Source organism: Saccharopolyspora sp. NPDC045941 (genome assembly GCF_056431445.1).
In genome coordinates this window covers 34,552-55,725 of the sequence record NZ_JBWKKU010000061.1, presented here as the reverse complement: position 1 = coordinate 55,725, position 21,174 = coordinate 34,552, and the positions used below count along the sequence as shown (strand labels likewise).

Here is a 21,174-nt window from a genome sequence, read left to right as displayed (position 1 = left end):
CACCGTGAGTACTTTGTGTTGCTACAGCGGCACAAAGTACTCACGGGCCGGTGCCGGGCTAGGCGCTGGCGCCGCCGTCGAGGACGAGGTCGTGTCCCACCGTGAAGCCGGATTCGGGGGCGGCCAGCCAGAGCACCGCCGCGGCCGCTTCCTCCAGCGTGCCCACCCGGCCGATGGGCTGCGTCGTCTTCGCGCGCTCCGCGCGGTCCGCATCGGTTTCGCCCGGCAGCAGGGACATGGTGGTTTCGATCGGCCCGGGGCTGATGGCGTTGATCCGGATGCCCTCGCCGATGTGGTCCAGCGCCGCCGTGCGGGTCAGCGCGCTCACCGCCGCCTTGGTCGCCGCGTACGCGCCCGTTCCCCGGCGTCGCCGGTGCGCGCCGATGTTGGAGGAGGTGTTGACGATGGCTCCGCCGCCGTGCACGCGCATGTGGGCGATCTCGTTCTTCATCGACAGCCAGACCCCGGTGACGTTGATGGCCATCAGCCTGGCCCAGTCCTGCTCGTCGAAGTCGGCGACCGGACCGGTGGCGAGGACGCCGGCGTTGTTGAACGCCACGTGCAGGCCGCCGTGGCGTTCGACCGCCGTCGCGACGAGGCGCGCGACGTCGTCGGAGTCCGACACGTCGGCGGTGACGGCGCTGCCCTTGCCGCCCGACGCCTCGATGAGTCCGACCGTCTCGGCCAGCGGCTCCGGGTTTCGCCCGGCGACCACGACGGTGGCGCCTTCGCGTGCGAAGGCCAGGGCCGCGGCCCGGCCGATTCCGGAGCCGCCGCCGGTGACGAGGGCGACCTTGTCGGTGAAGCGGGATGTCATGGTGTCCTTATTTTCGGATCGATCGGTCTTGAATCCGGGCGCGCGAAACCGCTCCGCGTCCGGAGGTTCAGCGAAGCGAGGCCAGCGCCTGCTCGGCGGCGTCGCGCAGGCGCCCGGGGTCGGGGTCGGTCCGGCCGAGCACCCGGATTCCCTGCAGCACGACCAGGATGAGCCGCGCCGCCGCGCGGGGATCGCAGCTCTCGGGGATCTCGCCCTGTGCGCGGGCCCGGGTCAGCGCCGAGGTCAGGGAGGTTTCCAGCACGTCCCAGCTCGAATGGACGCCGCGCGCCACCTGCCGGTCGTGCGGCGCCAGTTCGACCGCCGCGTTGACCACCATGCAGCCGCGTCGGTCGGCCAGCGTCTCGGCGATGTAGGAGTCGATCAGCTCGCGCAGCGCGGGCAGCGCCGGGCCCGGCTGCGACAGCCGTTCCACGACCTTGGGGTCCCTGAGCTGGAGGTACCGGTCGAGAGCCTTCAGGTAGAGCTCGTGCTTGCCGCCGTAGGTGGCGTAGATGCTCGCCCGTGCGATCCCCAGGTGTGCGACGAGATCCGCCATGGAGGTGGCCTCGTACCCGTGGTCCCAGAACAGCTCCAGTGCGCGTTGGAGCGCCGCGTCCGGGTCGAATTCCTTGGTCCTCGCCACGGCCGGAACGCTACCCGATTCGAGAACGATCAGTCAAATATGGCCTGCCGCTCCGGGCCCGGAAGGGACGATTGACGGCCTGCCGGGGCAGCCATATTTTGAATACAGGTGTCCTCAGTTTTGAAGGGAGCACCATGTCCGAGCCGACCCCGCTGGGACCCGATTCCCTGATGTGGCGCTACTTCGGCGACTGGCGCGGGCTGCTGCTGGCGCTGTGGGCGGGGTCGATGCAGAACATGCACCCGCAGCTCGGCGCCGGCGTCGAGGAGCACTCGCGGTTCTTCGACGAGCGCTGGCAACGGCTCTACCGGTCGCTGTACCCGATCGGCGGCGTGCTCTACGACGGCCCGCGCGCCCGCGAAACGGCCCGGCAGGTGCGCGGCTACCACGACACGATCAAGGGCGTCGACAAGCACGGCCGGCCCTACCACGCGCTGAACCCCGACACCTACTTCTGGGCGCACTCGACGTTCCTGGTGATGCCGATCCTGATCAACGAGCACTTCGGCAAGCCCCTCACCGAGGCGCAGAAGGAGCAGGTCTACGCCGAAGGCGTCCAGTGGTACTGGCTCTACGGCATGAGCATGCGCCCGGTGCCGCCGGATTGGGCGAGCTTCCGGCGCTATTGGGACCACATGTGCCGAAACGTGTTGGAGGACAACAAGGCCACCCGCGACGTGCTCGACATCGCGCGCATCGGCAAGCCGCCCACCATGAAGTGGCTGCCGGATCCGCTGTGGAGGCTCGCCCGGATCCCGATCAGCCGCGGCTTCGTCTGGCTCACCGTCGGCGTCTACGACCCCGCCATCCGCGAAAAGCTCGGCTACCGCTGGACTTCCCGCGACGCACGGCTGCTGCGGGTGCTCGGCCGCGCGCTGGGCCTCGCCTGGAAGCTGGTCCCGTTCGACCTCCGCTACCACCCGCGCGCCCGCGCCGGATGGCGGCGCGAGCGCGGCGAGGTCCCGGCCGATGCCCCGCTCGTCGAAACGCCGCCCCACAACCTCCCGCCGCCCGACCGGCGCGACGACCCGAAGCACTACTCGCCGGCGATTGGTTGATGCCTCCTCGTGGCGGTATTGCGCGTGGTCGCGGTTTGCTTGGATCGCTGTTGGTGATCCGCCGCCTCACCCCGACAGAAGGAGGCCGCGCGATGATCCGTCGTGCCAGTGCGCTAATCGCCTGCGCCGCAGCAGTGGCGCTGGTGTTCCCACCGACCGCCTCGGCGGCCGAGGCCACCCCGGTCACCACCGGGCTCGACATCCCCTGGGGTCTGGCGTTCCTGTCCGACAACTCGGCGCTGTTCACGCAGCGCGACACCGGCCAGATCATGTCCTTGAAGGACGGACAGGTCGCCGAGGTGCAACGCATCGAGGATTCCCAGCCCACCGACGGCGAGGGCGGCCTGATGGGCATCGCCGCGTCGCCGGACTTCGCCTCGGACCAGACGGTCTTCGTCTTCTACAGCACCAGCGAGGACAACAGGATCGCCAAGCTGCGCCTCGGCGAGGCACCGCAGCCGATCCTGACCGGCATCAAGAAGAACCGGTTCCACAACGGCGGCCGGCTGGCCTTCGGCCCGGACGGGATGCTCTACGCCACCACCGGCGACGCCCAGGACCCGGACAACGCGCAGGACGTGAACTCCCTCAACGGCAAGATCCTGCGCATGACGACCGACGGGAAGCCCGCGCCGGACAACCCGTTCGGCGACTCGGTGGTCTACTCGATGGGCCACCGCAACCCGCAGGGCCTCGCCTGGGATTCGGCCGGGCGGCTGTTCTCGGCGGAGCTGGGCCAGAACACCTGGGACGAGGTCAACCGCATCGAGGCCGGCAAGAACTACGGCTGGCCGGTGTGCGAGGGAACCTGCGGCAACGACGAGTACGTGGACCCGCTGGTCACCTGGAAGACGTCGGAGGCATCGCCCAGCGGCCTGGCCATTCACCAGGGCAACGTCTACGTCGCGGCGCTGCGCGGCCAGCGCCTGTGGCAGATCCCGCTAGCCGACGACGGCACCTTGGGCGAGCCGAAGGCGCTGTTCCAGGGCGAGTACGGCCGCCTGCGCACGGCCGTCGCGGCCCCGGACGGCACCCTCTGGGTGACGACGTCCAACCAGGACAACAACGGCAGTCCCGGCCCCGACGACGACCAGATCCTCAGCGTCACCCCGTGAAAACGAGGCGAGGGGCCTGACCGCAGCAAGGTTCATGAGCAGCTGGTTGGTGTCGGTGGGGGCACGGGCCTAGGCGGGGCGTCGGCCAAGGTGCCCCCACCGCCGCTGGAGATCAAGAGGCAGGAAGCACAGCGGATCAGGTTTCAGCACCGCGATCGGTGCATGAACATCGCCCGGATTCGGCAGCGTCAGCACCGCACGCAGCGTCCACGCGGCGGTAGCGTGGTACTGCCACGACACCAGCGCAAGAGGTCCGCGAACTCTACGGCGCGCAGGTCGCCGGCAACATTTCCGGGTTCCGCGGTGAAGCTTCGGTGATTTCCGAACTGCGGGAAGCACTTCAGTGCTTCAACGACCCGCAACCAGCGGAACCGGCCCTGAACCCGGAGAGCATCCGGAAGAAACTCGATCGAGCCGAGTCCCTTCGCCGGGCTCAGAAGTACGCCGAACTGGCGATGGTTCTCCCACAGGTGCTTCACCATCTCTTCGTGCACGTCGCCGAGACATCACCGACGACGTGGCAGGGTGAGCGGAACCGCGCTCTGCTGCACGACGCGTATCGGCTCGCCGCGACCGTTGGAGGGCGATTTGATCACCCCGACATCGCCGCAACCGCCTCCGAGCGGCATGTGGTGCTCGCGACCGCGACCGGTGACCCGCTCCGGAGTGCGGTGTCCGACTGGCACCGGTCGACGCACTTCCTGCATAACGGCCACTACGCGGCTGGGCTGCGGTTGCTCGATCGCGCCCTGCGACACGTCGAGGATCAACGGCCCGACGCCGCAGCTCATGGCGTCGCGGCACTGCATCTCCGCGCAGCGGTCATGGCGGCGCGCAACGGTGACGGCGAACGCGCCGACGACCACATCCGGGAAGCACGGACAAGAGTCTCCCTGGGCGCGGTGACGGCCCCGTACTACAACACCGATGCCAGCGAGCTCAATGTCGTGATCCACTGGTGCGCGGTTCCGGTGGAGCGCAACGACGGCACCGAGGCCGTGACCCGCGCCAGTCGCGTAGCAGTCGCGGATGCGACGCGCCCGGAACGCGTGGGACATCACCACATCGACCAAGCACGTGCGTGGATGCTGCACGGCGACCGGGAAAAAGCGCTCGGAGAACTCAACATGGCGCGCCGGGTCTCACCCCACCACACTCGCATGCACCCGTCCGTGCGCGAGACTGTTCGTGCGCTCGCGACCGCCGACCGGCGCGCCACGACTTCCCTCGCCGGATTTGCGCGCTGGGCCGGGATCCAGATCTGAGCCAACGCCAGGCGAGAGGTTCGGAAGCAAGGTGAAAGGCACCTTTCACCAAGTGCGTTGGTGAAAGGTGCCTTTCGCGGTTCACCCTTCCGCGAGGTACCAGTCGCGGGGTGGGTTGGAGACGCTGGGCGCCGTGCGCGGGATCTCAGGTTGGGCCGCCCAGCGGATGCCGTTGGCCAGGACTCGCCGGATCTCCGGTTGGTTGTACACCGGGTAGCGCTCGTCGCCCGGGCTGAAGTAGAAGATCCGGCCGCGGCCCCGGTTGAACGTCACGCCGGAGCGGAACACCTCGCCGCCGGTGAAGGAGCTGATGAAGATCAGCTCGTCCGGCGCCGGGATGTCGAAGAACTCGCCGTAGGTCTCCTGCTCGGGGATCACCAGCGGGTTCGGCACGCCCTCGGCGATCGGGTGCGTCGGGTCGACCGTCCACACCACCTCGCGTTCGGCGGCGTTGCGCCAGCTCAGCGAGCAGGTGCTGCCGAGCAGCCGGGTGAAGATCTTGGAGAAGTGCCCGGAGTGCAGCACCAGCAGGCCCATCCCGCCGAGCACGTGCCGCTGCACCCGGTCGACCACCTCGTCGGCGACCTGCCCGTGCGCCTTGTGGCCCCACCACAGCAGCACGTCGGTGTCGGCCAGCACTTCCTCGGGCAGCCCGTGCTCCGGGTCGCTGAGCAGCGCGGTGCGCACCGTCGCGTCCGGCAGCTGCTCGCCGATCCCGGCGGCGAGGGCGCCGTGGATACCGCCGGGGTAGTACTCCGCCATCCCGGCGGGGTCCTGCGTGGACTCGTGGACGCCTTCGTTCCAGACTGTGATGCGAAGCGGGCTCATTCGACTGTGATCTCCTTGTTCTCGGCGGCGGACTGGTAGCAGGCGTCGATCACCCGGGCGCGCCTCAGCGCGGTGGAGCCGTCGTTGGCGGCCCACTCGTCGGGGTTCCGCAGCACGCGGACGAAGTCCGCCACGACCCCGGCGTGCGCGCGGCCCGGCTCGGCGGGCGGGGTGTAGTCCGCGATCTCGCCGTCGACGTCCCGGTACACGCGCAGGTCGCCGACCTTGGCCTTGGTCGCGCCGACGGCCCGCAGCTCGGCGCCGCCGTCGGTGCCCAGGACGCTGAAGTCGATCAGGTCGAGCGGGTCCCGGAACGCCGCCCACGAGGTCTCCAGCACGAGCGTGCCGCCGCCCTCAAGGCGGAGGAACGCCGCCGCGAAGTCCTCGACCTCGAACTTCGAGGCGGCCTCGCTCTTGGCGCTCCACTTCATCTCGCCGATGTCGCGGTGCCCGAGCTCGGCGTAGGTGACGGCGCTGACCGAGGTCACGCGCGGCTCGCCGAGCAGGAAGAGCGAGTAGTCGAGCACGTGCACGCCGATGTCGGCCAGCGGGCCGCCGCCGGACATCTCCTGGTTGGTGAACCAGCTGCCCAGCTTCGGGATGCCGCGCCGCCGCATCCAGGACGCCTTCGCGTAGTACGGGCGGCCCAGGTCGCCGCGGTGGATGATCTCGCCGAGGGTCTGGATGTCGCCGCGTAGCCGGTGGTTGAACACGATGTCCAGCACGCGGCCGGCCGAGCGCGCGGCGTCCACCATCTGCTGGCCCTCGACGCCGTTGCGCGCCAGCGGTTTCTCGCTGAGCACGTGCAGGCCGCGCTTCAGCGCGGCGATGGCGATCGGCGCGTGCAGGAAGGTCGGGACGGCGATGCTGACCGCGTCCAGACCGGGCAGCTCGATGAGCTTCTCCCAGCTCTCGAACAGGTGCTTCGCGCCGTACTGCTCGCCGAGCGAGGCGAGCAGGTCCGCCTCCTGCCCGGCGATCGCCACGATCTCGACGTCCGGGAGCGCCTGGTAGGCGGCGAGCGCCTGCTGGCCGGCCCAGCCGATGCCGATGACTCCGACCCGAAGCGTGGGGTCACTCATTGGATGTGGCTCCTTAGTGAGAGGTGGATTCAGCCCTTGATGGCGCCGGCGGTGAGTCCGGCGACGATGCGCTTCTGGAAGATCAGGACCACGACCAGCAGCGGGATGGTGACCAGCACCGAGGCCGCGCTGATGGTGCCGATCGGCTGCTCGAACTCGTTGGTGCCGGCGAAGAACGCGATGGCGACCGGGACGGTCCGCGCCGCCGGGGTGGAGGTGAGCGTGACGGCGAGCAGGAACTCGTTCCACACCGAGATGAACACCAGGATCGCCGTGGTGGCCAGGCCCGGTACCGCCAGCGGGAGGATGATCTTGCGGAACGCCTGGAACGGCGTGGCCCCGTCGATCAGCGCCGATTCCTCCAGTTCGAACGGGATCTCGCGGAAGAACGAGGTGAGCACGAAGATCGCCATCGGCAGCGCGAAGGTGAGCTTCGGGATGATCAGCCCGGCCAGCGTGTCGTAGAGGCCGATGTCGCTCCAGATCTTGAACATCGGCGCGGCGATCGCGATGACCGGGAACGTGGTGACGGACAGGACCAGGCCCAGGATCAGGCCCTTGCGCGGTAGCTTCAGCCGCGCCAGCGCGTACGCGGCGAACGATGCGAACAGCAGCGCCAGCGCCGTGGTGACGACGCCGACCAGCACCGAATTCCCCAGCGCGGTCAGGAAGTTGCCGTTGTGGAGGACGTCGAGGTAGTTCTGCAGCGACGGATCGGTGGGGTAGAGGCTGCCCGAGGACAGGTCGGAGCCGGTCTTCAGGGACGTGTTGATCAGCCAGTAGAACGGTACCAGCGAGCCCAGCATGACCAGCGCGACGAACACCATCGTCACCGGCCGCAACCGGTTCCGGTCCGCCCGCCCGCGCTGCCGGGGCGCCGGCCGCGGTGGGGCGGGTTTCGGGGTTTCGAGGACCATCGCCATCAGTTCTCCCTGGAGACGTCGCGGATGTTGCCCCCGGCGAAGCGGATGTACACCAGTGACACCACCATCACGGTGCAGAAAGTCAGGATGGACAGCGCCGAGCCCTGCCCGATCAGCCTGCCCTCGCGGAGTTCCTGGTAGGCGAGCATGGACATCGTCTGCGTCCCGTTGGCGCCCTTGGTGAGCACGAACGGCAGGTCGAAGATCCGCAGCGCGTCCAGCAGCCGGAAGATCGCGGCGAGCGCGATCGCCGGACGCAGCAGCGGCAGCGTGACGTGCCAGAACGTCTGCCACCGGCCGGCGCCGTCGAGGTCGGCGGCCTCGTAGACGTCGGCGGGGATGACCTGCAGGCCCGCCAGCACGAGCAGCGCCACGAACGGCGCGGTCTTCCAGACGTCGGCGACGATGATCACCGCCATGGCGTAGCCCGGCTCGGCCAGCCACACCATGTCGCCGCCGGGCAGCCCCAGTCCGCGCAGGATCCCGGTCACCAGGCCGAGGTTCGACTCGAACATGGCCTGCCAGGTGATGGCGCTGACCACGGTGAGCACGGCGTAGGGGATGAGCAGCGTGGAGCGGAGCAGTCCCCGGCCGCGGAACGCCATGTTGAGCAGCAGCGCCATCGCGACCCCGAGCACCACCTCCAGGCCCACCGAGACGATCGCGAACAGGAACGTCTGCCCGAAGGCGTGCCACCAGGCCGGGGAGGCCAGCGCCTCCAGGTAGTTGCCCAGGCCGACGAACTTCGACAGGCCCGCCTGCCGCACGCTGTAGACGTTCAGCGACAGCCAGATCGCGTAGCCGATCGGGACCGCCGCCACCAGGAACATGACGACCAGCGCGGGCGCGACCATCAGCACGGCGGTGCGCCGCTGCTGGTGGTCGACGCGCTGCTTCTTCGGCTTCGTCACCGTGGTCATGACACCTCGTCTGTTTCAAAAGCGGCGGTAGCCGCTTGCGGTGTGGGACTCAGCTTGCACCGCTACCAGCACCGCTATGCAAACCACTGTTGAAATGCTCTCTAGAAGGTTTCCTGGGCGGTCTTGATGTCCGCCGCCATCTTCTGCACGGCGGTCTCCACGTCGACCTGCCCGGCCAGCACCGGGTAGACGTTGCTGTTGATGGCCTTCGAGATCTGCGCGTACACCGGCGACTTCGGTCGCGGCTTGGCGCTGATCACGGACTGCTTCAGCTGCGTGATGAACGGGAGCGCGGCCTGCACCTCGGGGTCGTCGTAGGTGCTCGCCACGACGGGCGCCTGGGCGTGCTTGAGGGCCATCGTCTTCTGGAACTCCGGGCCGGTGGCGTGGTCGATGAACGCCACGGCCCCGCCGACGTTGTCGGAGGCGGCGGCGATGGCCCAGTTCCAGCCGCCCAGCACGGCCGACGGCTTGCTGTTCTCGTCGAACGCGGGCAGCGGCGCGACGGCGGTGGCCGGCCCGGAGGCGGTCTGCTGGATCAGCTTGTACGCGCTGGGCCACTGGCGGAGGTGGCCGGCGGTGCCGGATTCGTAGGCGCGCCGCGAGGCGTCCTCGTCGTAGGTCAGCGAGGCGCGGTCGACGGCGCCGGATTTCACGCCGTCGGCCATCAGGTTCAGCACCGCGCGGGTCTGCGGCGAGTCGATGGTGATGGTGCCGTTCTCGTCGAGCACGGAACCGCCCGCGGAGTACAGCATTTCGAGGAAGTTCACCGTGAGGCCCTCGTACTGCTTGGCCTGGATCTCGACCTTGTTCTGCGGGTCCTGCTTCGCCTGCTCGTACACCTGCTTCCAGCTGGTCGGCGGCGGCACCCGGTCGTTGCGGTAGAACACCAGGCCCGCGTTGGTGTAGAACGGCGTGGCCCAGTAGCGGTCCGCGTAGCGCGAGGTTTCCAATGTGGACGGGATGAAGCCGTCCTTGCGCTGTTCGACCAGCTTGGTCTGGTCCTGCACCCAGCCCTGCGCGGCCCACTCGCTGACCCAGGTGACGTCCATCAGGTAGACGTCGCACTCGGACGAGCCGCCTTCGAGGCGCTGGATGGCCTGCGCCCGCGCGGCGTCGGTGTCCTGGCCGAGCTCGACGTAGCGGGCGGTGACGCCGGCTCCCCCGGCGTTGAAGGAATCCGTCAGCGTCTTGAACACCCCGGTGTCCCGGATGCCGCAGGCGGTCACCTCGCCCGTGGCGCCCTGCGCGGCGGCCGGTTCGACGACCTTCGCGTCGGGCGCCTGCTCGGCGGTCGGGCCGCCGGGCGATCCGCCCGCGCAGCCCGCGAGCGCGAGCGCGGTGGTCACGGCGATTGCTTGGGACGCGGCGCTTCTCAGCCTCATCGATGATCATCTCCGCTTCGCGGTTCGGGACATCGGGATCGCGCGTCGGCGTCCCGGTTCCGGGGCAGAACTGCGGCGTGAGACGGCTCAAATAGTTAGCCGCGCGGATGCGGCGTGTCAAGCATCAGCCGATGGATCCCGTCCGGCGACAGCACGGCCTCGATCGCGGCCACGACCGCGCCCGCGAGCCCGGCGGAGCGTCCCAGCGCGCTGTTGACCAGCGACAGGTTCCGGGTGGCCAGCGGCAGCGCGCGCCGGTAGACGACGCTGCGGATGCCGGCGAGCATGTCGTCGCCGGCGGCGGTGATGAGTCCACCGAGGACGATCCGCTTCGGGTTGTAGAAGTGCACCAGCATCGCCACCACCTCGCCGATCGTCGCGGCCGCGGAGCGGACCTGGCGCACGGCCGTCGCATCGCCGTCGCTCAACAGCCGCGCGAGGTCCTCGGTGCTCTGCGGGCCGCCTTCCTCGGTGCGCAGCGCCCGGATCACCGCCTCGGCCGACGCGACGGCCTCCACGCAGCCGACGTTGCCGCACTGGCAGACCACGTCGTCCGCGCCGGGCACCCGGATGTGCCCGATGTCGCCCGCCGCGCCGTCGGAGCCCCGGTGCAGCTCCCCGCCGGCGGACACGATGCCGCCGCCGATGCCGGTGCCGATCTTCAGGAACAGCAGGGGAGATTCCTCCTGCGGGAGCGCGCGGGCCTCGCCGAGGGCCATCAGGTTCACGTCGTTGTCCACCGACGCCGTGCAGGCGAACCGCTCGGCCATCGCGTCGCCGACCGGGAAGCCGTCCCAGCCGGGCATGATCGGCGGCCGCACCGGCATGCCCAGCCGCGGATCGACCGGCCCCGGCAGGCCCATCACCAGCGCCTTCACCTCGTCCCGCGCGACCCCGCGGTCGCCCAGCAGGTCGTGCAGGTGCTTGGTGAGCACGTCCAGCGAATGCTCCGGGCCGTCGGCGATGTCGAGCGCCACCTGCCGCTCGGCGAGCACGTCCTGACCCAGATCGGCGACCGCCAGCCGGGTGCTGTGCACGCCGACGTCGGCGGCCAGCACGACGCCGGCGCGCGCCGCGATCGCCAGCCGGTGCGCGGGCCGCCCGCGCCCGCCACTGCCCACCGGGCCGCGTTCGACGACCACGCCGGCCGCGATCAGCGCGTCGAGGTGGCTGTTGACCGTGGACCGCGCGAGCCCGGTGGCGCGCACCAGCTCGACCCGCGTTTCCGCAGCTCCCGACGCGATCAGCCGGGCCAGCCCGCTGTGCACCAGGTTGCCGTCGGCCCGCCCGGATGTCCTCGGCACCGCCAACCGGACCGGTTCCCACCCCATCGTCACTGCTCCCGTCGTGCCATGCGTTCGATTAATGACCGAAAAGAAAATAAATCACAGATCTTGCCGACTTAAAACGGGCGATCTAGTTTTGACCGCGACGAAATTCGGGCGTGAGACACCCGTAGTTGTCAACAGTTCCAACCGAAGGAGGCTCCTCGTGAGCCCTGCACCTTCCGGGCGAGGCGTGGCGATCCTGGGCGCCGGGATGATCGGCGACGTGCACCGCCGCGCGGCGATCCTCGCGGGCGCCGAGGTGGTCGGCGTCCTGGCGTCGTCGCCGCAGCGTTCGAAGCAGGTGGCGGCGGGCTGGGGCGTGGCCGCGTACCAGGACCTCGCCGAGGTGCTGGCCGACGCCCGCGTCGACGTGGTCCACGTCTGCACGCCGAACGCCACGCACGCGCCGTTCGCGGAAGCCGCCCTGCGCGCTGGGAAGCACGTGATCTGCGAGAAGCCGCTGGGCATTTCGACGGCGGAGGCCGAGCGGATGACCGCCGCGGCGGCGGGGAGCGGCCTGGTGGCGTCGGTTCCGTTCGTCTACCGCTACCACCCGGTGGTGCGGGAGATCCGCGCCAGGCGGCAGGCCGGCGAGTTCGGCGCCTGGAACCTGCTGCACGGCAGCTACCTGCAGGACTGGATGCTCTCGCCGGACGCGTCGAGCTGGCGGGTCGATCCGGGGCTCGGCGGGCCGTCGCGGGCGTTCGCCGACATCGGGTCGCACTGGTGCGACCTGGTTCAGTGGGTTTCCGGCGAGACGTTCACGGACGTGCTCGCCGAATTGTCCATTGTGGTCCCGGCCCGTCCGGCGGCGGCCGGGCCGACCTTCGCCGGGCCCACCGAGGTCGCGGGTGACCGGGTCGAGGTCCGCACCGAGGATTCGGCCGCGCTGCTGCTGCGCACCGCCGCCGGCGTGCTCGGCTCGGCGACGATCTCGCAGGTCGCCGCGGGCCGGAAGAACCGGCTGTGGTTCGAGCTGGACGGCGCGCTGGGCAGCGCGGTGTTCGACCAGGAGGAACCCGAGCGGATCTGGCTCGGCGGCACCGACGGCAACCGCATCCTGGTCCGCGACCCCGAGCACGGTTCGCCCGAGCAGCGCCGGTTGTCGAAACTGCCCGCCGGGCACGCGCAGGGGTACGCGCAGTGCTTCGAAGCATTCGTCGCGGACACCTACGCCGCGATCGACGGCGGCAGCCCGGAGGGGCTGCCCACGTTCGAGGACGGCCTGCGATCGGCCCGGCTGGTCGACGCCGTCCTCCGCTCCGCCCACAACGGTTCCTGGACGAAGGTGTGATCATGCAGCTCGGAATGCTCACCGCGTGTCTTCCACAGTGGACGCTGGACCGGATCGCCGGCTGGGCCGCGCAGGCCGGGTACGAGGCGCTGGAAGTCGCCGTCTGGCCGGGCACCGGCGGCCGCGACTTCGAGGCCGCGCACCTGCCGGTGGCCGACTTCGGCCCGCGCGAGGCCGACGAGACCCTCGCGCTGTTCGACAAGCACGGCCTGACGCTGTCGGCGTTCGCCTACTACGAGAACAACCTCCACCCGGATCCGGCGCGGCGCGAGGAGATCCGCACGCACCTCAAGCACGCGATCGACGCGGCGCAGGCGCTCGGCGTGCCCTACGTCGGCACGTTCGTGGGCCGCGACTGGACGAAGCCGGTGGCCGACAACCTCGCCGAAGCGGAACGGGTGCTGCCGGAACTCGTCGAGTACGCGGGCGAGCGGGACGTGAAGATCATCGTCGAGAACTGCGTGATGGAGGGCTGGCACCCGGACGGCTATCCCGGGAACCTGGCGTACTCGCCGGAGCTGTGGGAGTGGATGTTCGGCCTCGGCCTGTACCTGAACTGGGATCCGTCGCACCTGACGTGGATCGGCATCGACCCGGTCGAGACCATCGCGCCCTACATCGACCGCATCGTGCACGCCCAGGCGAAGGACGTGGAGCTGGACCCGGCGGCGCGGCAGCGCTACGGCTTCTTCGGCAAGGTCGACAAGGGCGGCAACCCCTGGGACATGGGCTGGTGGCGCTACCGCGTGCCGGGCCTGGGCCAGGTCGACTGGACGCGCGTCGTGGACCGCCTCTACGAGCACGGCTTCACGGGCACGCTGTCGGTGGAGCACGAGGACCCGGTGTGGGGCGGCGACGACGAGCGCATCACCCAGGGCCTGAACATCGCGCACCGGACCCTGCGCCCGCTGATCGTCGGCTGAGCCGGAGGTGGCCTTGCTTTCCGTGCAGCTCTACAGCGTCCGCGAACAACTGGCGGCCGACCGGCACGCGACCCTGGCGCGGCTGGCCGAGATCGGCTTCCGCTACGTCGAGCCGTTCGGCCTCGGCTCCCCGGAGAAGCCGCCGGCCGATCGCCTGGCCGAGGCCCGCGCCCTGCGCGCGGGCCTCGACGCGGCGGGCCTGGCGGTGTCGGCGGTGCACGCCGGGCTGCCCGGCGACGTGGCGGAACTGGTGGAGGAGTGCGCGATCCTGGGCGCCGACACGGCGTTCGTCCCGCATCCGCGCCTGGTCCCGGGCTTCGGCGAGGAGACCTTCGCCGACCCGGCCCGGGTCGACGCCCTCGCCGGGGTCCTGACCGCGGCCGCCGAATCGGTCTCGGCCGATCTGCGCCTGGGCTACCACAACCACTGGTTCGAATGGGCCGAACTCCCGGACGGCACCACGGGATTCGACCGCTTCTGGTCCCGCGCGGGCGACGGCGTCCTCGCGGAACTCGACGTCTACTGGGCGGTCGCGGCGGGTGCCGATCCGGCGTCGGTCCTGGCGTCCCTGGGCTCCCGGGCCGTCGCGGTCCACCTCAAGGACGGCCCGGCCCTGCCCGGAGCGCCCCAGACGCCGATCGGCACGGGTGCGGTCGACATTGCCGAAGCGCTCCGGGATGCATCGGGAATCCGGTGGCACGTGGCCGAAATCGACTCCACCGAACAGGATCCGTTCGAGCTCCTCGCCACCAACGCCAACATCCTCGTGAACGAGGGCCATTCCCGCTGGGCCTAGTGGTTCGTCCCGGAGCATCCGCCGCAGTTGCTAGGCCGAGGTGCCGGCGTCGACTGATTCTTGAACGTTTCGCTGGCTGTCGACCTGTCGGCGCCGCACCGACAGGCACGAGACGGCGCCGACCGCGATCACGGCGATGGGCAGTACCAGCGTCGGCCGCATCGCTTGGACGACCCCGTGCTCGAACACAGATGCCGCCGCCTGCTGGATGTGGTGGGCGAGGCTCGTCGGCATTCCCGGCGGCGGTTGGAACGCCGCGCCGCCCTGCCCGGCGCCGACCTCCAGACCGCCCTTGGCGGCGTTATCGAAACCAGCCACGAACTGGTCGCGGACGCTCGCCGGAAGGCCGGCGGCCTGCTTGGCCGCTTCGTCCTGAAGCGAGGCGGCCAAGCGGTTCTGCAGCACAGCGCCGACCGCGGCGCTGCCGATGACCGTGCCGATCTGCCGGATCGTGTTCAGCACGCCAGAGGCGGCCCCGGCCATCTTGGGCTCCACGTTGTACATCGCGACTGTGACCATCGGACCGAACACGCACCCAATGCCTACTCCGGCCGTGATCAGGGCCGGTTGGAACTCCCACCACGCGCGGCCGACATCGGTGACCCAGGTGAGCCAGGCCATTCCGGCCGCGAACAGGGTCAGGCCGCTCATCAGGATGTACTTGCCGCCGATCCGATCCGCCATCCGGCCCGCGACCGGCGACAGGGCCGCCGACACCACCATCGCCGGCGCCATCACCAGACCGGCCTTGAGCGCGCTGAAGTTCAGCACCGACTGCAGGTAGATCATCACCGGCAGGAACAGGCCGAGCATCCCGACCTGGACTGTCGCGGACACGAAGCTCATGACCGCGAAGTTTCGGTCGTGGAAGAGCGCGAAGGGCAGCAGCGGTTCGCCGTGCTGCCGAATGCGCTGGTGGATCAGGAACACCACCAGCAGCAGCACGGCCCCGCCGAGCAGCGCCCAGATCCCGGCGTTCCAGTCGTACCGCTCACCTTCGGTGAGCGCGAAGGTCAGGCACACCAGCGTTGTTGCGGCGAGCACGACGCCCAGGACGTCCAGCCTGCGGCGGGCGCCGTGCCGGACATCGGGCACGAGCGTGACGGCCATCGCGAGCACGACCGCGCCGATCGGGACGTTGACGAAGAAGATCCAGCGCCAGCCGACCGTACTGACCAAGAGTCCGCCGAGTGTGGGCCCGGCGATCGTGGCCACGCCCGCGACCGCGCCCCAGACGCCGAGCGCCGTGCCCCGGCGCTCGGCCTGGAAAGTGGCGATGATGATCGTCATCGTCTGCGGTATCAGCGCCGCCGCGCCCAGGCCCTGCACGGCCCGGGCGACGATGAGCTGGACCGGATCCTGCGACAGGCCGCACAGCACGGACGCCACCGTGAACAGCGCGACGCCCACGACGAACATGGTGCGTGGCCCATGCACATCCCCCAGCCGACCGAATGTGATCAGCAATGCGGCGAGGGCGAGGATGTAGATGTTGATGACCCACAACACCTCGTCCAGCGACGCGTGCAGGTCATCGATCATGCTGGGGATGGCGACGTTGACGGCCGTCAGATCCAGCAACGTCAGGAAGAATCCCAGGCTGAGCGTCAGCAGTACCGCCCAGGGATTGCCGCGCCATCGACTCATTCGAATCCCACCATTTGCTCCTCGAGTCTTGTTCCTCGCATCCCCAACGCAGGTGTCAGTTCTTGGCGGGGGCCTGCAGGCTCCACAGCCGCCCGTCCGGATCACGGACGGTCATCTCCCGGGTCCCGTAGTGGGTGTCCTCGAACGGGGTGACCACATCGACGGCAGGATCGGGACTGAACCGGTCCGCATCGCGCACCCTCAACGCGACCTGCACCCCGGGCTCCCGGTCCTCGGGGATCTCCGCAACGACGAGATAAGGCCCCTCTCCGTTGCGGAACACGCCGGATCCATCGCCGGTGGAGATCTCCAGTTCGAAACCCAGTGCCTGGAAGAACTTTGCGGCCTTTCCCCAGTTGCGGGTCTCCAGGAACACCGCCTCGATCCCTTCGGTCGCCATGTCATGACTCCTTTTCGGAAGTGTGCTGTCGCTGCTCGTGGGCGTCGTCGAGGTAGGCGCGCAGCGCGTCGGCGACCAGCGCCGACAAGGACATGCCTTCCTCGATCGCGTGATGCTTGACCTGCCTGATCAGCTCCACCGGCAGGTACACGTTGAACTGCTTGACCTCCGCATCGCCCATGAAGTGATGCTAGCATGCTAGCAAGCTATTGAGCTAGCTTCCTGGAAGAGGGTTGCACATGTCTGTTTTTGCGCCCGGCTCTCACGCCCCGGTTGTCGTCCGGGCCGGCGATGCCGAGCATTTGCCCGAAATCGGTCACCATCTACTGGCTGACGCCAGTGCCACCAACGGTGCGCTCAGCGCCCATCGCATCCAGCTCGCCCGCGGTGCCGACGGCGCGGTCCCGCATCGGCACAACCACTCGTCCGAACTGTTCTTCGTCGTCGACGGAAGGCTCGAGGTGCTCGTGGGCTCGGAGATCATCACCGCTGGCTCGGGTGACTTCCTGGTCGTCCCACCGTGCTGTGATCACGCCTTCCGCGCCGACCCGAACAGCACCGCCGACGCCCTGATCGCGATCACCCCTGGCGTCGAACGGTTCGACTACCTTCGGCAGGTCGCCCGGATCCGCCGGGGCGAAGCCGGCCGCGACAGCCTGCTCACCGAGCAAAACCGCTACGACACCCATTTCGTCACCAGCACTGCCTGGTGGTCTTGCACGCCATCAGAGCGGCGTAGTGGTCCCCGCGGGGCTTGGTAGTGCCATCCCGGCAGAGCACCGTGGTCAAACGTTGTTCCCATGCTGCAGCGACACGTGCGGGCTTGGCGCCGGCTGCCAGCGCCAAGCCCGCAACAACTCAAGACGCGTCGTCGGCGATTCGCCGCAGCAGTCCGGCGACGAGTGCGACCCGGTCCGGGATGTCGTCGACGATCACGTGCTCGTGCAGGGCGTGCGCGCCGTCGCCGCTGGCGCCGAGCCCGTCGAGCACCGGAAGGCCAAGTGCGGAAACGAAGTTCGCGTCGCTGCCGCCTCCGACGCTGATCGGTTCGAGCGGCGCGCGCACGGACGCGGCGACCTCGTCGGCGAGGCCGAACAGCCGCCTGCTCTCCGGGGTGAGCCGCATGGGCGGGCGGCTCCACTTCCCGTCGACTTCCACCCGCACCCGCGGGTCGCCGGCGCGGAGTCCGGCGAAGACCGCGTCGATCCGGTCGGCCTCGGCCTGGTCGCTGATCCGGATGTCGACGAGGCAGCTCGCCCTGCCCGCGATGACGTTGCGGGCGGTGCCGCCGCTCATCGTGCCGACGTTGATCGTGGTGCCGCGCTCGTGGTCGGCTTCGCCGGCGAGCCGGTGGATGATCTCGGCGAGCGCGTGGACCGCGCTCGCGCCGTCGGTGGCGTTGTTCCCGGAATGGGCCTCCACGCCGTGCGCGGTGACGGTGAAGATCCCGACACCCTTGCGCTCCGCCTTGACGTCCCAGCCGACCCCCGGTTCCAGCACCAGCGTCGCCGAGCAGTCCGGCGCCGCGCGTTCGATGTGGGGGCGGGACATCGGGCTGCCGAGTTCTTCGTCGCCGTTGAACATGAACCGCACGGTCGGGCACGGCAGGTCGAACGCGCGCAGCGCCAGCAGCGCCCAGACCCCGGTGACGAGGCCGGTTTTCATGTCGTAGACGCCCGGCCCGGTCGCCGTCCCGTCCTCCCGCACGGCGAACGGCCACCCGTCCACGGTTCCCGCGGGCCAGACGGTGTCGTAGTGGCCGATCATGAGCACGGTCGCTTCGGTGGAGCCGGCGTAGGTCACCTCCAGCAGGTCACCGTGCTCGGCGTGTTCGTGCCGAGTTAGCCGGGACGGTGCGCCGAGCCGGTCCCGCAGCCACGTCGTGATCGAATCGGCTGTCTCGTCCAGCAACGCTTTCTCGCTGCTCGGCGACTCGTGGTGCACCAGCATCGACACATCGCCGAGCAGCTCGTCCAGCCGGTCTCGGCACCACGTGGACAACGGCTTCGCGGACAAATCGTGCGCCTTCCTGCGTTGGGGGTGGTTCATCGGACGGGAACGCCGGGGCCGAGCGGGATGCCGAGCGCGTACCAGGCCAGGAACATCAGGACCCAGACGCACAGGTTGACGAGCGCCAGCGGCAGCACGAGCGACATCAGGGTGCCGATCCCGGCGGACGGGCGGTAGCGGCGGATGAATCCGAGCGCGATGACGAAGTACGGGCTCATCGGCGTGAGGCTGTTGGTCGGCGCGTCGGCGACGCGGAACAGGGCCTGGGTGGTCTCCGGGTGGATGTCCAGCAGCATCAGCATCGGCACCAGCACCGGGGCGACCAGCGCCCACATCGCCGAGCCGCTGGTGAGCAGCAGGTTCAGCGCGCTGATCAGCAGCACCGTGCTCACGAAGATCACCACGGGCGGCGCGTCGATCGAGTCGAGCACGCCGGCGCCGGAGATCGCGATGACCTGGCCGATGTTGGTCCACTTGAAGTACGCGAGGAACTGCGAGACCGCGAAGAACAGCACCAGCACCGGGACCAGTTCGCGCAGCCCCTGGCCCATCAGCTCCGGGAAGTCCTTGGCCGAGCTGATGGTCTTCACCGCCAGGCCGTAGACGGTGCCGATGACCATGAAGAACAGCATCATGATCACCGCGACGTTCTCCATCAGCGGGGAGTCCACGATGGAGCCGCCCTCGCCGCGCAGCGGCGAGCCGCTCGGCAGCACGGCGAGCACCACCGCGGCGAGGAAGAGCGCCGCGGCGATCAGCGCCCGCCGCACCCCGGTGCGCTCGGCGGCGGACAGGGACATGTCGGGCAGCTCGTCGACACCGGTCAGCTCCGGCTCGACGGCGTTCATCGCGGCGACCCGGCGGGCGACGACGAGCTCGGTCACCACGGTGATCGAGACCGCCAGCAGCAGCGAGGACGCCGCCGAGAAGTAGTAGTTGGACACCGGGGTGACCAGGTAGTCCGGGTCGATGGTGTGCGCGGCCGACGTGGTGAGGCCGGCGAAGACCGCGTCCGACGCCTCGATCACCGGGCTGATGCTGCTGGCGCCGCCGACGGCGACGTAGGCCACGACCGCGCCGATGATCGGGCTGCGGCCCACGGCCCGGAACACGATCATGCCGAGCGGGATCATCACCACGAACGCGGCATCCGAGGCCAGGTGGGCGAACATCGAGGTCAGCGCGACGGAGAAGGTGACCAGCCCGGCGGGCACCTTGGCCAGCGCGGCCCGCATCATCGCCGCCAGCAGCCCGGTCTTGTCCGCGATGGCCACGCCGAGCATGACCACCACGATCATCCCGAGCGGCGGGAAGTTCACGAAGTTCTTGATCAGGTCGCCGAGCATCATCTGGACCCCGGCGCCGGAGATGAGGCTCTTGACCCCGACCTCCTTGCCGTCCACCGGGGAGATCGCGGAGACGCCGAGCGCGGCCAGCAGCCAGCTCGCCAGCACCACCACCGCGCTGAGGATCACGAAGAGCCAGAAGGGATGCGGCAGCTTGTTCCCGACCCGGTCCACCACGTCGAGCACGCGCATCACCAACGACGTCACCGAACGTCGTCGAGTCGTCACCTCGCTCACAGGATCCCTCCGCCTTCGTAATACGGTGATTTGATCCCGCATCTAATATTCATGTGCAGGCTTGTGTCAACGTAGGCGAAGTCAACGGGCAAAACGTTCAACGCGAGGTGAGGTTTTGCAAACTCTGGATGACGCGGACCTCGATCTGGTCGCCGCGCTGCAACTCACGCCCCGGGCACCGCTGAACGCCGTCGCGGAGGTCCTGGGCACCTCGGCCAGCACGGTGGGCCGGCGGATCCAGCGGCTGCAGGACGGCCGGCTGCTGCGCTTCATCTCCACCGTGCACTGGTCGCTGATCCTCACCGCCAACCCCTACGTGGTGTGGATCAAGTGCGAGCCCGGCATGACCTCCGGCGTCGCGGCGGCGATCCAGCAGGTGCCGGAGGCCCAGTCCATCCTGATCACCAGCGGCGACGCGGACATCCACTGCACCATCTACCCGCTGGCGGGAACCGACCTGCGCCGCCTGCTGACCCGAACGCTGCCCGCCATACCGGGCATCGCGTCGATCGAGTCGCACCTCGTGCTGCGCACGGCGAGGCAGGCCGTGGCGTGGCACCTCGACCGGCTCACCGACGAGCAGGCCGCGACACTGCGCGGGCACGCCGACGCCGACCCCAGCTCGCCGCCGGAGCGCGTCGGGCCGCTCAACGAAGCCGAGTTCAACGCGCTGCGGCTGCTCTTCGACGACGGCCGGATCTCCGCGGCGCAGGCCGCGCGCGAGCTCGACGTCAGCCGGTCGACCGCGTACCGGCTGATCCAATCGGTGCTGGAGGCAGGTGCCGCCCGTCCCCGGGTGGAGATCGAACCGGCGGTCCTCGGCTTCCCGCTCACGGCGCTGATCATCCTCGACGTCCAACCGCAGCACATCCCGGCGGTGCTGGCCGAACTGGGCGCGCATCCGTCCGGACGGTTCACCGTGATGACGGCCGGGCCGTCATCGATCACCCACCACGCCGTGTTCCGCGACGAAGACCACCTGTCCCGGTTCGTCACCGAAGACATCGGCGCGCTCCCCGGAATCAACGGCCTCAACATGTCGACCGCGCTCGCGGTCCTGCGCCGCCAGTGGATCGACCGCGACAACGACGTGCTCCTCGGCGATCGAGTGCACGCAGTGCTGCCGCCGCGCCCCTGATCCGGTTGCAGCACTGGGG

The 21,174-nt window shown here is 69.5% G+C and carries 21 protein-coding genes; 8 read left to right on the top strand and 13 right to left on the bottom strand.

The window, feature by feature from the left end:
* Positions 1-58 precede the first annotated feature (58 nt).
* Both AC07FN_RS35530 and AC07FN_RS35525 read right to left on the bottom strand, forming a co-directional pair.
* Positions 59-817: an SDR family NAD(P)-dependent oxidoreductase gene (locus AC07FN_RS35530; protein WP_478399576.1), complete on the bottom strand. Its 759-nt coding sequence runs from the start codon at positions 815-817 to the stop codon at positions 59-61.
* Between the two features lie 67 nt (positions 818-884).
* The gene (locus AC07FN_RS35525) at positions 885-1,460 is read right to left on the bottom strand and encodes a TetR/AcrR family transcriptional regulator (protein WP_478399575.1); all 576 of its coding nucleotides are present in this window, start codon (positions 1,458-1,460) and stop codon (positions 885-887) included.
* 134 nt (positions 1,461-1,594) lie between these two features.
* Here AC07FN_RS35525 and AC07FN_RS35520 point away from each other — a divergent pair, with 134 nt between their 5' ends.
* The 3 genes from AC07FN_RS35520 to AC07FN_RS35510 all read left to right on the top strand — a co-directional run bounded on the left by AC07FN_RS35520 (position 1,595) and on the right by AC07FN_RS35510 (position 4,898).
* Positions 1,595-2,518 carry an oxygenase MpaB family protein gene (locus tag AC07FN_RS35520; protein WP_478399574.1) on the top strand — a complete coding sequence of 308 codons (924 nt, stop codon included), beginning with the start codon at positions 1,595-1,597 and terminating at the stop codon, positions 2,516-2,518.
* Positions 2,519-2,610: 92 nt separating this feature from the next.
* The gene (locus AC07FN_RS35515; RefSeq protein ID WP_478399573.1) at positions 2,611-3,633 is read left to right on the top strand and encodes a PQQ-dependent sugar dehydrogenase; all 1,023 of its coding nucleotides are present in this window, start codon (positions 2,611-2,613) and stop codon (positions 3,631-3,633) included.
* A gap of 314 nt (positions 3,634-3,947) precedes the next feature.
* Positions 3,948-4,898, top strand: coding sequence for a hypothetical protein (locus tag AC07FN_RS35510; protein WP_478399572.1), 951 nt, complete (start codon positions 3,948-3,950; stop codon positions 4,896-4,898).
* Positions 4,899-4,979: 81 nt separating this feature from the next.
* On the opposite strand, the gene AC07FN_RS35505 is transcribed toward AC07FN_RS35510, so the two are convergent.
* From AC07FN_RS35505 to AC07FN_RS35480, 6 genes are all read right to left on the bottom strand, one after another.
* Positions 4,980-5,726 carry a ThuA domain-containing protein gene (locus AC07FN_RS35505; protein ID WP_478399571.1) on the bottom strand — a complete coding sequence of 249 codons (747 nt, stop codon included), beginning with the start codon at positions 5,724-5,726 and terminating at the stop codon, positions 4,980-4,982.
* Positions 5,723-6,808, bottom strand: a complete 1,086-nt coding sequence (locus AC07FN_RS35500; protein WP_478399570.1) for a Gfo/Idh/MocA family protein — start codon at positions 6,806-6,808, stop codon at positions 5,723-5,725. The genes AC07FN_RS35505 and AC07FN_RS35500 overlap by 4 nt, the downstream gene beginning before the upstream one ends.
* Positions 6,809-6,837: 29 nt before the next feature.
* Positions 6,838-7,635 (bottom strand): carbohydrate ABC transporter permease, encoded by a 798-nt coding sequence (locus tag AC07FN_RS35495; RefSeq protein WP_478399582.1) that lies wholly within the window; start codon positions 7,633-7,635, stop codon positions 6,838-6,840.
* Between the two features lie 95 nt (positions 7,636-7,730).
* Entirely contained in the window at positions 7,731-8,651 is a 921-nt protein-coding gene (locus AC07FN_RS35490) for a carbohydrate ABC transporter permease (RefSeq protein ID WP_478399569.1), read from the bottom strand.
* Positions 8,652-8,752: 101 nt separating this feature from the next.
* A complete protein-coding gene (locus AC07FN_RS35485) occupies positions 8,753-10,036 on the bottom strand; it encodes an ABC transporter substrate-binding protein (protein WP_478399568.1) in 1,284 nt (427 codons plus the stop codon).
* Between the two features lie 95 nt (positions 10,037-10,131).
* The gene (locus AC07FN_RS35480) at positions 10,132-11,367 is read right to left on the bottom strand and encodes an ROK family transcriptional regulator (RefSeq protein WP_478399567.1); all 1,236 of its coding nucleotides are present in this window, start codon (positions 11,365-11,367) and stop codon (positions 10,132-10,134) included.
* A gap of 160 nt (positions 11,368-11,527) precedes the next feature.
* Between AC07FN_RS35480 and AC07FN_RS35475 the strand changes: the two genes are divergently transcribed.
* Genes AC07FN_RS35475 through AC07FN_RS35465 form a run of 3 tightly spaced genes read left to right on the top strand, consistent with a single transcriptional unit; the run spans position 11,528 to position 14,377 of the window.
* The gene (locus tag AC07FN_RS35475; RefSeq protein ID WP_478399566.1) at positions 11,528-12,658 is read left to right on the top strand and encodes a Gfo/Idh/MocA family protein; all 1,131 of its coding nucleotides are present in this window, start codon (positions 11,528-11,530) and stop codon (positions 12,656-12,658) included.
* A gap of 2 nt (positions 12,659-12,660) precedes the next feature.
* Positions 12,661-13,581 carry a sugar phosphate isomerase/epimerase family protein gene (locus tag AC07FN_RS35470; RefSeq protein WP_478399565.1) on the top strand — a complete coding sequence of 307 codons (921 nt, stop codon included), beginning with the start codon at positions 12,661-12,663 and terminating at the stop codon, positions 13,579-13,581.
* Between the two features lie 7 nt (positions 13,582-13,588).
* The gene (locus tag AC07FN_RS35465) at positions 13,589-14,377 is read left to right on the top strand and encodes a sugar phosphate isomerase/epimerase family protein (RefSeq protein ID WP_478399564.1); all 789 of its coding nucleotides are present in this window, start codon (positions 13,589-13,591) and stop codon (positions 14,375-14,377) included.
* 30 nt (positions 14,378-14,407) lie between these two features.
* On the opposite strand, the gene AC07FN_RS35460 is transcribed toward AC07FN_RS35465, so the two are convergent.
* Genes AC07FN_RS35460 through AC07FN_RS35450 form a run of 3 tightly spaced genes read right to left on the bottom strand, consistent with a single transcriptional unit; the run spans position 14,408 to position 16,605 of the window.
* Positions 14,408-16,024: an MFS transporter gene (locus AC07FN_RS35460; protein WP_478399563.1), complete on the bottom strand. Its 1,617-nt coding sequence runs from the start codon at positions 16,022-16,024 to the stop codon at positions 14,408-14,410.
* Between the two features lie 55 nt (positions 16,025-16,079).
* Entirely contained in the window at positions 16,080-16,424 is a 345-nt protein-coding gene (locus AC07FN_RS35455) for a VOC family protein (protein ID WP_478399562.1), read from the bottom strand.
* Between the two features lies 1 nt (position 16,425).
* Entirely contained in the window at positions 16,426-16,605 is a 180-nt protein-coding gene (locus AC07FN_RS35450) for a ribbon-helix-helix domain-containing protein (RefSeq protein WP_452613737.1), read from the bottom strand.
* Between the two features lie 58 nt (positions 16,606-16,663).
* Here AC07FN_RS35450 and AC07FN_RS35445 point away from each other — a divergent pair, with 58 nt between their 5' ends.
* Positions 16,664-17,185, top strand: coding sequence for a cupin domain-containing protein (locus AC07FN_RS35445; protein ID WP_478399561.1), 522 nt, complete (start codon positions 16,664-16,666; stop codon positions 17,183-17,185).
* 97 nt (positions 17,186-17,282) lie between these two features.
* Here AC07FN_RS35445 and AC07FN_RS35440 read toward each other — a convergent pair whose 3' ends face one another.
* Positions 17,283-18,440, bottom strand: a complete 1,158-nt coding sequence (locus AC07FN_RS35440) for a M20 family metallopeptidase (RefSeq protein WP_478399560.1) — start codon at positions 18,438-18,440, stop codon at positions 17,283-17,285.
* A 29-nt stretch (positions 18,441-18,469) separates the two neighbouring features.
* The gene (locus AC07FN_RS35435; RefSeq protein ID WP_478399581.1) at positions 18,470-19,972 is read right to left on the bottom strand and encodes an AbgT family transporter; all 1,503 of its coding nucleotides are present in this window, start codon (positions 19,970-19,972) and stop codon (positions 18,470-18,472) included.
* A gap of 160 nt (positions 19,973-20,132) precedes the next feature.
* Between AC07FN_RS35435 and AC07FN_RS35430 the strand changes: the two genes are divergently transcribed.
* On the top strand, positions 20,133-21,155 hold the full coding sequence (locus tag AC07FN_RS35430; protein WP_478399559.1) for an Lrp/AsnC family transcriptional regulator: 1,023 nt from the start codon (positions 20,133-20,135) through the stop codon (positions 21,153-21,155).
* Positions 21,156-21,174: the final 19 nt, after the last annotated feature.